Source organism: Spirosoma endbachense (assembly GCF_010233585.1).
Lineage (GTDB): Bacteria > Bacteroidota > Bacteroidia > Cytophagales > Spirosomataceae > Spirosoma > Spirosoma endbachense.
In genome coordinates, this window is record NZ_CP045997.1 from 4,257,045 (window position 1) to 4,269,124 (window position 12,080).

General features: G+C 46.3%; 12 protein-coding genes. 4 read left to right on the forward strand and 8 right to left on the reverse strand.

What is annotated here, in order from left to right; all coding sequences use genetic code 11:
* Positions 1-132: 132 nt before the first annotated feature.
* Positions 133-1,461, forward strand: a complete 1,329-nt coding sequence (locus GJR95_RS17105) for a rhamnogalacturonidase (protein WP_162387020.1) — start codon at positions 133-135, stop codon at positions 1,459-1,461.
* 313 nt (positions 1,462-1,774) lie between these two features.
* Here GJR95_RS17105 and GJR95_RS17110 read toward each other — a convergent pair whose 3' ends face one another.
* The 6 genes from GJR95_RS17110 to GJR95_RS17135 all read right to left on the reverse strand — a co-directional run bounded on the left by GJR95_RS17110 (position 1,775) and on the right by GJR95_RS17135 (position 7,561).
* Positions 1,775-3,076, reverse strand: coding sequence for a sulfatase-like hydrolase/transferase (locus tag GJR95_RS17110; RefSeq protein WP_162387021.1), 1,302 nt, complete (start codon positions 3,074-3,076; stop codon positions 1,775-1,777).
* 757 nt (positions 3,077-3,833) lie between these two features.
* Positions 3,834-4,511, reverse strand: coding sequence for a hypothetical protein (locus GJR95_RS17115; protein ID WP_162387022.1), 678 nt, complete (start codon positions 4,509-4,511; stop codon positions 3,834-3,836).
* A gap of 124 nt (positions 4,512-4,635) precedes the next feature.
* Entirely contained in the window at positions 4,636-5,604 is a 969-nt protein-coding gene (locus GJR95_RS17120) for a zinc-binding alcohol dehydrogenase family protein (RefSeq protein ID WP_162387023.1), read from the reverse strand.
* A gap of 20 nt (positions 5,605-5,624) precedes the next feature.
* The gene (locus tag GJR95_RS17125; protein WP_162387024.1) at positions 5,625-6,116 is read right to left on the reverse strand and encodes an alpha/beta fold hydrolase; all 492 of its coding nucleotides are present in this window, start codon (positions 6,114-6,116) and stop codon (positions 5,625-5,627) included.
* 89 nt (positions 6,117-6,205) lie between these two features.
* Positions 6,206-6,862 (reverse strand): NADPH-dependent F420 reductase, encoded by a 657-nt coding sequence (locus tag GJR95_RS17130; RefSeq protein WP_162387025.1) that lies wholly within the window; start codon positions 6,860-6,862, stop codon positions 6,206-6,208.
* A 90-nt stretch (positions 6,863-6,952) separates the two neighbouring features.
* Complete coding sequence (locus GJR95_RS17135) at positions 6,953-7,561, reverse strand: Crp/Fnr family transcriptional regulator (protein WP_162387026.1); 609 nt, start codon at positions 7,559-7,561, stop codon at positions 6,953-6,955.
* A 195-nt stretch (positions 7,562-7,756) separates the two neighbouring features.
* Between GJR95_RS17135 and GJR95_RS17140 the strand changes: the two genes are divergently transcribed.
* Complete coding sequence (locus tag GJR95_RS17140) at positions 7,757-8,524, forward strand: helix-turn-helix transcriptional regulator (protein ID WP_317167075.1); 768 nt, start codon at positions 7,757-7,759, stop codon at positions 8,522-8,524.
* Between the two features lie 125 nt (positions 8,525-8,649).
* Positions 8,650-9,564, forward strand: coding sequence for an SDR family oxidoreductase (locus GJR95_RS17145; protein ID WP_162387028.1), 915 nt, complete (start codon positions 8,650-8,652; stop codon positions 9,562-9,564).
* 13 nt (positions 9,565-9,577) lie between these two features.
* On the opposite strand, the gene GJR95_RS17150 is transcribed toward GJR95_RS17145, so the two are convergent.
* On the reverse strand, positions 9,578-9,952 hold the full coding sequence (locus GJR95_RS17150) for a winged helix-turn-helix transcriptional regulator (protein WP_162387029.1): 375 nt from the start codon (positions 9,950-9,952) through the stop codon (positions 9,578-9,580).
* Positions 9,953-10,034: 82 nt separating this feature from the next.
* On the opposite strand from GJR95_RS17150, the gene GJR95_RS17155 reads away from it, so the two are divergent.
* The gene (locus tag GJR95_RS17155; protein ID WP_162387030.1) at positions 10,035-10,778 is read left to right on the forward strand and encodes an SDR family oxidoreductase; all 744 of its coding nucleotides are present in this window, start codon (positions 10,035-10,037) and stop codon (positions 10,776-10,778) included.
* Positions 10,779-10,976: 198 nt separating this feature from the next.
* On the opposite strand, the gene GJR95_RS17160 is transcribed toward GJR95_RS17155, so the two are convergent.
* Complete coding sequence (locus GJR95_RS17160) at positions 10,977-11,648, reverse strand: succinate dehydrogenase cytochrome b subunit (RefSeq protein ID WP_162387031.1); 672 nt, start codon at positions 11,646-11,648, stop codon at positions 10,977-10,979.
* Positions 11,649-12,080 lie beyond the last annotated feature (432 nt).

A 12,080-nucleotide genomic window follows, 5' to 3' on the forward strand; every position in this document is an offset into this window, starting at 1 on the left:
TAGTATATTCACCAAAAAGGATGGAAATCTTGCTTTCGTTGGTCGATACGTGAAAGGGCAGGAGAGTCGACTTAGTAAAGGTGAGCATATTGCCTGCTTATTACCCAATCTTGTGGCCAGAACCGAATCAATATGAAATCAATAGTAGTTGCACTGGTTTGTACGGCGTTGGTAAGCGTACAACTTATGGCGCAAAACGTGACGAAAGCGTCGTTTCCGGATGGAAGTCCGATCAGTAGCTGGTTTACGACGATCCGTAAAGTAAGCCTTGCCCAGCTCGGAAAGTCGTATGTGATTACCAATTTTGGGGTAAAAGCCGATAGTACACTCGTACAGACCGATGCGATTCAGAAGGCCATTGATAAGGCAGCCCGGCAGGGTGGGGGCGTAGTCGTTATCCCGAAAGGTACGTTTATGAGTGGGGCTTTATTTTTCAAGCCCAAAACCCATTTGCACCTGGCGGAAGGAGCTGTTCTGAAGGGGTCCAACAACATCGCTGACTACCCAAAATTGCCGTCGCGGATGGAAGGCCAAAGTCTGGACTACTTCGCTGCGTTGGTCAATGCCTATCAGGTCGATGGCTTTACCATTTCTGGGAAAGGGACAATCGATGGCAATGGGCTGCGCTTTTGGGAGGCTTTCTGGGCCAGACGTAAAGAAAATCCTAACTGTACGAATCTGGAGGTTTCACGTCCGCGTCTGGTATTTATCTGGAAATGCAATAACGTTCAGGTTCAGGACGTAAAACTGCATAATGCAGGTTTCTGGACAAGTCATTACTACCAGTGCCAGAACCTGAAAGTGCTCGATGCACATATTTATTCGCCCTACAAACCGGTAAAAGCGCCAAGTACGGATGCCATTGATCTGGATGCATGTTCCAATGTACTGATTAAAGGATGCTACATGTCGGTCAATGATGACGCAATTGCTCTAAAAGGGGGCAAAGGTCCGTGGGCCGACCGTGTGCCCAACAACGGAGCCAACGCCAATATCATCATCGAAGATTGTGAATTTGGCTTCTGCCATTCGGCCCTTACCTGCGGCAGTGAAGCCATTCATAACCGAAACATTCTGATGCGAAACTGCCACGTCAGCGAAGCCAGCCGGGTATTGTGGCTTAAAATGCGCCCCGATACACCACAGCTTTACGAATATATTACGCTCGAAAACATAAAAGGCCAGGCCCATAGCCTACTGTATGTGAAGCCCTGGACGCAGTTTTTTGATTTACAGGGGCGTCCGGACGTACCACTTTCCTACTCCGATCATGTGAGCCTCAAAAATATCGAGCTTAGCTGCGATACGTTCTTCGACGTTGCTATTTCAGAACATGATAAGCTCTCCAACTTTTCATTTGAGAACTTCGTTGTGGAAAGCAAAAACGCGACTATCGACAAAAAGGTAGTCAATGGATTTACGCTCAAAAACGTGAAAGTCAATGATAAAATCGTGGAGTAACCGGGTGCAGGGCTTATCAGGTGAGAATATGCACCTGATAAGCTTTCGATCATAAAACGTTTTTAATATAGATTTATGCCTGCAATTTTTCGTCTTGTGGGAAAACGTTTGGTTACCACTTATACTACGGATTGAGTCGAAAAATCATTATAAAATTTACATTAGCTTAAAAGAATAGGACTTTCGTCAAGAGCCGTGGCACCGCACGGCAGACCGTGGTTAGTATATCCATCATTAGTAACCACGGTCCGCCGTGCGGTGCCACGACTCTGGGCGAAAGTCCTAAAAGAATTAACTTAACTACTTAGTTGCTCTATTTTTTGATCTGGTCACTTTGCTGCTGATAATGAGCCATAACTTTACTGAGCTGATCGTAAACCTTACGGGTATTTTCCGACAACGAAACAAGTGAAAGAGGTTTATTCTCCAATGGATCGTTCTGATAATCAAAGAACTGGCCATCTGAATAGAGTTTATATTTTTGTGTCTGTGCGTATTTTCGAGCCGGGAAATCATTCCGCTTAGGATTGTAATCACTGTAAACCCAATCCCGTTTTTTACCCGCTTTTCCCATCGCTGCTGGCCAGAAACTTTGCCCATCCACCATAAAATTATCGGGTTTCTTTAGCCCTGCCACATCGAGCATGGTCGGTAATACATCAGTAAAATCGACTAGTTCTGATCGCGTTACACCACTGGGTGTATGACCTTTCCAATATACGAGTAAGGGTACATGGTTACCAGCGGAGGTGGTATAGCCCTTGTTTCCTTTAACAGGCCCTTGCCGGGTTTGCGACGTGATGTTTACGCTGGTACCGTTATCACCCGCAAAAATGATAACGGTGTTTTCCAGCAATTTTAAGGAGTCCAACTTATTGATCATTTGCCCAACCAAACGGTCGGCGTACTGCACCATGTTTTTGAAATACGTGGTATCGTTGGTCCCGTTAATCTTAAAGGATTTAAATTCAGGTATGTCGGGCGTTGGCTGAAACGGATCGTGGGTGAGCGTCATGGGATAATACACGAAAAACTTTCGCTGCTGATTCTGCTCGATAAAATTGGTCAGGAACTTTACCTCTTCATCAGGGCCGTAGGCACCCATTCGTTTCTGCCCGAGTTGGTTTTCTGCCAAAATCGGATCTTTGTAGCGATCCCAAAAGTCTGACTTATCAATCTGCCAGAGGCAGAACTGATCGAATCCAAAATGCCGCACTGTATCCGGTCCTCCAGCCAACTGCCATTTGCCGGCAATAGCGGTCGTATAACCAGCATCCTTAAACAGGTTAGCAAAAGTCTTTTGACTGGTATTCAAGTACCCAAATCGTTCGTAATTTCGAAAATTGTGTTTCCCGGTCATAAGCTGCAAACGCGAAGGCGTGCACAAGGGCATGGAAAAACAGTTATCAAAGCGAACGCCTTCACGAGCCATCTTGTCGAGATTAGGCGTTTTGTAGGAAAGACCGCCATTAGCCCCAATTAATTCATACCCGAAATCATCAGCTAGAATAAAAACCACATTCGGGGGAGCCGGTGCTGGTTTTAGGGTTGGAGTTGGTCCAAACCAGCCCAGACTGCTGGTTAATATCAGTGCACTTAGTAAGCGGATAAACATATTTGTTCAGGTTTAGTGTCTATTTTTTAGCGTTGTAAATCCATAGAATCGCTTAGCAGTAGTACTGATTTTCTGGATTCATATGGAGATTATTGTTGATTTCCTGACGAGAGATAGACATCAGTAAAATAGAGTTTGGCGCATCAATTTCTTTGGCTGACTTAATCACCGCTTTCAAGGTACTTCCCTGCTGCCGTTCGATTAATGCATGATGGCTTATAGCCCTTCTCCTTTGCCCGTTTGACTGTAAAAGGGAATTTGCCCAATAGGCGGAATCAGATCAAAGACATCATTGTCCGAAATGGTCCAGAAAGATTGTCGCGAATTTTGAATCAGTGACGAAGCACTTTCTTCAGGTAATTCTCGACACAGGTATCTCAGAGGGGAACAGAGCTCTAAATAGATCCTGTTTACAATCTTTAGCTTAATCAGTTTTGGTATTATATCCCTCCCAGACCATAGAGTTGCTAGTATATTAAATATGAAATAAGATTACTTTGCAAAGATACTTTTTTTTATAAAATAATATATATGCTTACTCCTTGTTGTTCGAAATTGAAATGATTTGTAAGAATTTATAAATAGCTAGAGCTGGGTATAGTTGGTGAAAAAAACACCTGATAAGCATTTGAATCAGAATGAGTCGGACAGTTATTAAAAATTCGAGCTGGTTTCCAGCTCGAATGGGTGATTTTGAGAGACCAGATCTAATTATGATTACAAATGGTGATTGGTAACCGACTATTTCAGGTCGATTTTATGGCTGTTTGGTAATCTTCAGATCGGTGAAATAGCCTTCTGTTCCTACTTCAACCCACAGGCCGATACCGCCAGATGAGGTAGCGCCGTGCTTCATGTCCTTCACGATCAAACAGGGTTGTTTTGTATCGTTCAAATACAACCTCGCTTCCTGCCCGTTGACGACAATTTTTAGGGTGATCCACTCATTCAGTGCCATGTCTGCGTACGATTCATATCGCTCCGGGGCTTCTTTTCGCAGGCGATCAAACGTATAACCAGGATAGGAGAAATATTGAACGGAATGGTTGCGCCTGATCTGATCGTCCGACCTGCCATTGGTGGGGCGGATATATATATTCTCGAAACTAGAATTGGACTCATTGATCCGAAACGCAACGCCGATAAAGCCACGCGCCGTCTCTGGAGCGTTCTTTAGCAATCGACTCAACACCTTTACCTCAATGGTTCCGTTGGTGAAGTCTACGTCTTTTATTCGGACAAATGTAGGTTCATCAAACTTTTTCACGGTGGAATCCTTCACAACTTTGAGGGCTTCTTGACCCATCACTCGCTCGAACGACATTAATACCAGATTAGGCACCACCCTATCCTTCTCCAGCTTAATCGCCTGAGCATGTAAATTGTTGAAAATCAGCAAAAAGATGCTTGTCGAGGCAAGTAGGTTATGTTTCATCGTATAGATTGTTTGGTAATATTTCAGTTCAGGCATTTGGCTTGGAGCCGTGCCACGCTTACCACTGATGCGCTAACAAACCGTGGCACGGCTCCAAGCCAAATGCCTGTAATTATAGAATTGGTCAAGGCAGCACGACCAGTTTACCGGCTGCCTGGTTGCTGTCCATAAATTGATGAGCCTCTACGATCTGGTCAAGTGTAAAAGTCCGGCTGACAGCGATCTTTACTTGTTCCGCTTCGAGCTGACGGATGAAGTCCTGAAACACCGCTGTCGGGCTGGTAATCTGGCCGCTGTCGTAGGTGGTCAATCGCACCGTAGCGGGAATGAACTCCATCGGGGCAAAATCGGGAATCGTCCAGTTTTCAGCCAGCATCCCACTCATACAGCCAGTGCCGCCGGGTTTGAGACAAAGCAGCGAGTCGTGCAGGGTTGCCGTACCCACCAGTTCAAGCACCTTATCGACACCCTCCGGATACATAGCTCGCACGGCCTCATGCAGTCTCCCGTTGTCAATCAATACATGTTCGGCCCCATTGGTGCGCAACGCATTTTCTTTCTGCGGGTTACGTGTCGTTGCCAGCACGGTCAGTCCCGCCAGGCTGGCCAGTTGGGTCGCAAGCATGCCCACCGACGAGCTACCCCCACGAATCAGCAGGGTTTCGCCGGGCTGAATACTCAGGGCCGGATACAGCGAGCCGTATGCCGTCTGAAACATTTCGGGAATTGCCCCCAGCACCTCCCAGGGCAGCGTGCTCTGAAATGGACGTAACACGTGCTTAGGCAACACGGTGAATTCGGCATAGCTTCCATCGAAATCCCGGCCCATTCCGCCCATCAGACCCATTACCTGCTGGCCTTTGGCATATTGATCAGAGGGGTCATCGACTACTTCCCCAACGCACTCGATGCCGAGTATCCGGGGGAACTGAACGCCGGGCGACAACCCTTTGCGGGTCATCAATTCTGAGCGGTTCAGGCCAAAGGCTTTGACCCGGACCAGCACCTGCCCCTCTGATGGAAGTGGTATGGGGTACTCCTCCAACTGGAGAACCTCGGGTGAACCGGGATAATGAATGACGGCAGCTTTCATGAGTACGCGTTTTTACTGCTTTAAAAAAGCACAATACTCGCCCACACGGCCGGAAAATTTATAAGGAATACCGGATGGGGCGCATTGGGAATGATACTGAGCTGACTGTTTGGAATCATCTGATAAGCAGCAATTATCGTAGCCAGGGGTGCATTTTGATCGCGCTCCCCGGACAGGACCAGTACCGGGCAACGGATACTGGCAAACAATGCTTTACTTGCGACCATGTTGTTATAAAAATAGGCCAATTTTGTCCAGTACTCCAGTAATCTTTCCGGTTGGGGCATCAGTGCCAGTTGTTTCTTCCAGTAGAGACTGTCCAGTCTGAATGCTTCGTTGGTATCTAAAATTACCTTGCGTAGCCCCGGCACTTGCTCGCCAGCACCAATAGCGACCAGTTTCCTAACCCGTGTTGAGTACAGGCTGGCCAGTTTATAACCGGTGTATGCGCCATCTCTAAAGCCCAGAATCGTAACACTTTCGCTGGTGACAGCCCGGATTACGGTATACACATGTCAATGAAACCTGAAACAGCCATTCCTTTGAAGAAACCGAATCCCTGTAATCGGGATAGGGTTTCTTCAAAGGAATGCTTGCTGGATTAGAGCTTTTCGTTTGCTTCAGCTAAGGTGACCGTTTTGCCCAGGGCACCAAATTCATGCAGATCACCGAAAACTTCCAGGCGGATGGACTGATCAATACCACCCACACGAAGCGGTTCAAAACCCGAATCGACAATGAGCTCGTCGATGGACGCATCGATGCTCCGATCGTCGGTAGCATAGAATAAAACGGCCGGTTCGGGCTTCTGGCCGGAAGCATTTGCCAGTGAAGCCGCTCCTAATGTGCCGAAGGCTTTCGCCAGCTTAACTCCCTTGGGTAAGAGCCCTGAAAGAATCTGTCCAGCCGACTGGGCTTCACCGATTGTTTTGACAAAGCCGCCTTTTCCATCGGGAGCAATTGGGTTGGAAGGATCAATAATGCTTTTCCCCTCTAGTTGGGAAGCATATTGTTGGAAAAACTCCTGAATGGAAGGAAACCAAATGGCAAGGATAATCACATCGGCTTCCTCGATAGCGGCCGCGGTCGATAGGGGGCGAGCAAGACTGCCTAGCTCATTGGCGAGGTTTTGTGCCGTTGATAACTCACGGGCTGCCAGAATTACCGACCGATTTCCTTTGGTTAAATTGGTGGCCAGTACGCGGCCAATGGTGCCCAGGCCAATGATAGCGACTTTCGATTCTGTGGTGTTTGCCATGGTCTTACATTGATTTAATGACCACGCAAAGGTCCGGCAGATTACCAGGTTCGACCAATAAGGTATCTTAAGAAATAGGCTTAAACTAGTTTAAGGGTGAGACTGAGAAGAAGCCAGGTCTTTCCTGATTTTGCTCAGAAACTCAGGGGTAATGCCCAGGTAAGAAGCGATTTGGGTATTGGGGAGTCGTAAAGCTAATTTAGGATATTGTTCCAGAAAGGTAAGATAGCGTTCCTGGGCCGTTGAACTGATCGATTGCAACACACGGTTCTGGAGTTCCACATATTTGTTCTCGATGATGACTTTGAAGATCCGGTCAAGCTTGGGAATGTTCGTATAGAGAAAATAGAGATCCTGCTTTTCGATTTGCAGTACCACGGAAGGCTCAATGGCTTCAATAAATAATCCGCTGGGCTGGCCGGAATGAAAGCTGCCGATATCGGCGATCCACCGGTCTGCCGGGCGGTCATTTTCGGCGGCAAATTGCAGATTATGTTCGGTTCCTTTCTGGTCAACGGCAAATAGTCGGAAGCAGCCCTCGACCACGAACGAATAGTGTTTGCAGGCAAAACCCTCCTGCAATAAAGTTTGTCGGCGTCGAATTGTGCGCTGGGTGACCCGCTCTTCCAGAAGATGCTTTTCAGTCTCTTTGAAAGGAATAAAACCCTCGAAGTGGTCGATCAGTGGCTGAAGATTCAAGTAGTAGCAGGTAAAGTAAACGATGTAAAGATGACTACTTATGCACTAAAAAAGTTCGTTATCGCTAAATTGCCGGAAGTGGGAGTGCACTTGTTTGGCCCGACATTTCACGAATGGGAGTTGGCCAGATTGCTTTTCAAACGCTGTCAGTGAGCGACCTTCAAGGCAGCTTACTGTCTTAACTGACACCATCGAATGGAATACCAGGAGTACAGTCCAGCATCAGACCTTCTCCCTTTCATTGACTGTTACTGGACCCTCCGGATGGAATCCCAGCCGGTAACTTCCAGTAGAAGGGTGATCCCTGATATATGCGCTGATGTTATCATTAATTTAGGGGAAGAAGTACAGATATGGAACGGGGAAACTCACCAGTTGAAGTCTGAAAAACCATATCTGATCGGTACCATGACTACGTTTCAGCACATGTTGCTGCAACCTGGTACAAATCTGGCAGGCATTCGGTTTAAACCCTTTGGGTTGAGTACCCTCGTGGGTATTCGGCAACAGGGAATGGCGAATAAGATCGAAGAACTTGACCGAAAAACATTCACATTGGATTGCGGCCATTTCCCGCAGATAGGCGTTGATCAGGATCACCCTGACCATTTTGCGAAAATAAACACCTGGTTACTGCGCCAAATCAATGACGAGGATAATTCGACGATAAACAGGCTGATTGGCACTTTGCTTGGCGCGCAGGGGCGTATAACCGTTAGGGAACTAGCCAGTCAATACGCAATAACGGAACGGCAACTGGAGCGGAAATTCGGGGAGAGCTTAGGGGTTCCGCTGAAAGAAATCTGTAATCTGATCCGTTTCCAATATGCTTACCAGCTAATCAGCAATAGGAGGGAGCAGAGTCTGCTTGATATTGCGTTTGAGGCTGGCTATTACGATCATGCCCATCTGACCCGACACTTCAAACGATACGCTGGTTATCCACCCTCTCAAATGGGTTAACGGCTGGCCTGTTTTTGTCGTTTTTGTACAAAGAATACCGTATGCGAGGCTTTTATCTTTGCCCAAAAGTCGGATAAAAAACGGCTTTTACTTGTTCAAACGACTATTTTTTGACAGATAGACCGATGAAAAAAACATTAGAGGGGAAAGTAGCTTTAGTCGCGGGAGCTACGCGAGGAGCCGGACGTGGTATTGCCGTGGAATTAGGTAGAGCGGGTGCTACCGTTTACGTGACAGGCCGTACGACCCGATCGCAACAATCAGAATACGGCTTACCACAAACCATCGAGGAAACAGCTGAAATGGTCACCCAGGCCGGGGGGAAAGGTATTGCGGTTCAGGTTGATCATTTAGTACACGAGGACGTTAAACGACTGGTTGAACAGATTGATCGTGAAAGTGGTCAACTCGATATCTTGGTCAATGACATTTGGGGCGGTGAATTTCTGGCTGAGTGGCATAAGCCGGTTTGGGAGCATTCGCTCGAAAAGGGATTACGGCTACTTCGTTTAGCGATCGATACCCATATTATCACCAGTCACTTTGCCTTGCCACTACTGATTCGTAAACCAGGTGGTTTGGTCCTCGAACTAACGGACGGAACCGCCGATTATAACCGGATTAACTACCGCATATCGCTATTTTATGATTTAGCGAAATCATCGGTGATTCGCTTAGCCTGGGCTCAGGCCAAAGAGCTGGAGTCCTTTGGCGGTACAGCTATTGCCTTGACACCTGGCTGGTTACGTTCCGAGATTATGCTTGATCTATTCGGAGTAAGCGAAGAGAATTGGCAGGACGCCTTAGTTAAAGAACCGCACTTTGTGATTTCTGAGACGCCGTATTTTGTTGGCCGGGCAGTTGTAGCCTTAGCCACAGACCCAGACCGACATCGTTGGAATGGTTTATCTACGTCCAGTGGTCAACTGGCTAAGGAGTATAATTTTACGGATGTCGATGGTTCCCAACCCGATGCCTGGCGTTACGTGGTAGAAGTACAGGATGCCGGTCTACCAGCAGATGCTACCGGGTATCGATGAGTTAGGATACTACCTACGTTTTCAGTCGCTCCCTATGCTGTTTACCCCATTTAATCATCTCCAGAATTATGTCTCCGAATGACCAGCAATAATCAGTTGCCGTATATTCCACCAATACTGGCGTTGTTGGCGTTACCGTTCGGCGAATCAGCTGATTAGCTTCCATCTCCTTCAGTTCGCGGGACAGCATTCGGGTCGTGATTCCTGGAATACTTCGTTCAATATCCCGGAACCGTTTATTCCCATTACAAATCGAATTGATGATCGGCAGTTTCCATTTGCCGCCAATCACATAAATCGTATCCTGTAAGGCCTGTACTTCCTGACGCTGATTGCGCGGATTGGACAAAACTTCGTTGACCAATTCAAGTCGCTTTTCTTCCTGCATAGTTGGTATACTTGATTATACTGGTAACAAAGTTATACCAATTGATGCATAGTTTTGCAGCCATTAAACCATTTTTATGTTTATGGACCATTTAACAGGAAAAATAGCGCTGGTTACGGGCGGGAATAGCGGAATTGGTTATGCTGCGGCCAGAGAATTAAAACAGCAGGGTGCTCAGGTAATCATTACGGGCCGAAGAAAAGAAGCGATAGACAAGGCTGCCGCCGAATTAGGTGTTGTGGGCTTTGTGGCCGATCAGGGGCAGGTTGCTGCCATCGAAGAACTGGCGGCTTTTGTGAAGGACAGTTATCATAAAATTGACATCCTCTTTATCAATGCGGGCGTACTGGAGGGTGAAAGCATTGAACAAGCGACCGAAAAAGCGTTTGATAATGTGATCGGTGTCAATTTCAAAGGGGCTTATTTCACCCTGAGTAAATTTATACCGTTGTTAAATGACGGAGGCTCTGTCGTATTTCTTTCGTCAAATACAGCCAGCATGAATGGAGCGAACTCGTCCATTTATTCCTCTAGCAAGGCTGCACTGAATGCGGTCATGCGGATAGCTGCGGTCGAACTGGCCCCCCGAAAGATCCGGGTAAACAGTGTAAGTCCGGGCCCAATCCAGACAGAGATTCTCAACAAGCTGGGCTATAGTAATGAACAGTTATTGCAGTTGAATGAATGGATGATTGATCGCATACCGCTTAAGAAAATTGGCAAAGCCGAAGATGTTGGGAAACTGGTTGCTTATTTCAGTGGTGATGCTGCAAGCTTCATTACGGGTGCTGAACTTATTATGGATGGTGGCATGAGCTTAACGTAATAAGTTCACTCAGTGGGTTAAAACAAACCGGAGCGAGATCTTGAATCAGCTCCGGTTTTGTTTTTGGACAGATTTACGAAGGGCAACTGTTTGGTTCGACTTGGCCAGAATCGCTACCTGTACCAGCCCCTTGTTCGCTCAAACTGAGCGCGCTTAGCTCGTCGTTATACAGTCAGACGCAAAGCGTCGAATATGACCTTATCGTATCCAGTGAAAGTAAATAGACACAGGCATTAAGGCCAGTATAAACGATACGATTATTGAGAAGGCAGTTCCTGAGAAGGCTATCCAGGAATTGTATTTCAGGTGATTCAAACCCAACGATTGAAAAGAACTTCTGAATCCGTGTAGCAAATGCCAGAAAAGAGAAAAACAGCCCGCTAAGTATATAATGACTTCGATCGGATTTTGAAATTTTTCAAGCATCATTTCATAAAGGGGTAACTCCTCCCCATGTATAAATTGGTTCGTACGATTAGGAATCCAGAAATTAGACGTATGAATCACAAGAAACAGCAAAATCAGTGTTCCTAACAAGGCCATACTCCGGCTATACCAGGTGCTACTTGCCGACTGTTGCCTTGAAAAATAGCGAACTGGGCGTGCATCCCGGTTTTGTTTCCAGAGTATTAAACCCTGAATGATGTGCACTAAAAAGCCAATGACCAAGACGATCTCAATCGTACGAATAATCGGATTCGTGGCCATAAAATGGGCCCAGTGAGTGAATGTTTTACCGCCATCATTATAAAAAATCATCGCATTGATGGCGCAGTGAACAATCAGGAAACTGATAAGAAATAACCCAGTCAGTGCCATTGTCATTTTTTTGCCAATGGAACTTGTTACTAATTCATTGACCCAGCTCATCGTATTTTCGGGGAGATCTGTTTTTTTGCTGATTGCTGTCAGCTCGATTTTTTATCAGGGTATTTATACGTTTGCAATTGTCATGCCGATTGGGTAATCTGCTGACAATTAAAGGATTAGGTTGTTTGTTTTTACTTCTGCTTCCACTTTATTTCGCTAATTGACTAGCGCTTTTACGAAATAAAGTAGAGCGCCAAAGGACATTAACGCTAATTACAAAGCACATGCCAGGATGGCAAATGGCCTTCAAACGAGCGAAAACGAATATTACTGTAAAAAGGATTCGTAGAAATTGGCTTCCTGTAATTGGATAAGTGTTGTCTTTTTGAATAACTCCAAACTATTAACGGTATCCTGCTTGTTTCGACACTGATCCGAAAGCTTCAGAACCGCACTTTTTACGGTGTATTACCATGTTTTAGCAACTGAATT

Excerpts from the sequence above, each read along its gene's own strand:
- GJR95_RS17140 (WP_317167075.1), top strand. The coding sequence starts at position 7,757 with ATGGAATACCAGGAGTACAGTCCAGCATCAGACCTTCTCCCTTTCATT.
- GJR95_RS17130 (WP_162387025.1), bottom strand. The coding sequence starts at position 6,862 with ATGGCAAACACCACAGAATCGAAAGTCGCTATCATTGGCCTGGGCACC.
- GJR95_RS17120 (WP_162387023.1), bottom strand. The coding sequence starts at position 5,604 with ATGAAAGCTGCCGTCATTCATTATCCCGGTTCACCCGAGGTTCTCCAG.
- GJR95_RS17160 (WP_162387031.1), bottom strand. The coding sequence starts at position 11,648 with ATGAGCTGGGTCAATGAATTAGTAACAAGTTCCATTGGCAAAAAAATG.
- GJR95_RS17115 (WP_162387022.1), bottom strand. The coding sequence starts at position 4,511 with ATGAAACATAACCTACTTGCCTCGACAAGCATCTTTTTGCTGATTTTC.
- GJR95_RS17150 (WP_162387029.1), bottom strand. The coding sequence starts at position 9,952 with ATGCAGGAAGAAAAGCGACTTGAATTGGTCAACGAAGTTTTGTCCAAT.
- GJR95_RS17110 (WP_162387021.1), bottom strand. The coding sequence starts at position 3,076 with ATGTTTATCCGCTTACTAAGTGCACTGATATTAACCAGCAGTCTGGGC.
- GJR95_RS17155 (WP_162387030.1), top strand. The coding sequence starts at position 10,035 with ATGGACCATTTAACAGGAAAAATAGCGCTGGTTACGGGCGGGAATAGC.
- GJR95_RS17145 (WP_162387028.1), top strand. The coding sequence starts at position 8,650 with ATGAAAAAAACATTAGAGGGGAAAGTAGCTTTAGTCGCGGGAGCTACG.
- GJR95_RS17105 (WP_162387020.1), top strand. The coding sequence starts at position 133 with ATGAAATCAATAGTAGTTGCACTGGTTTGTACGGCGTTGGTAAGCGTA.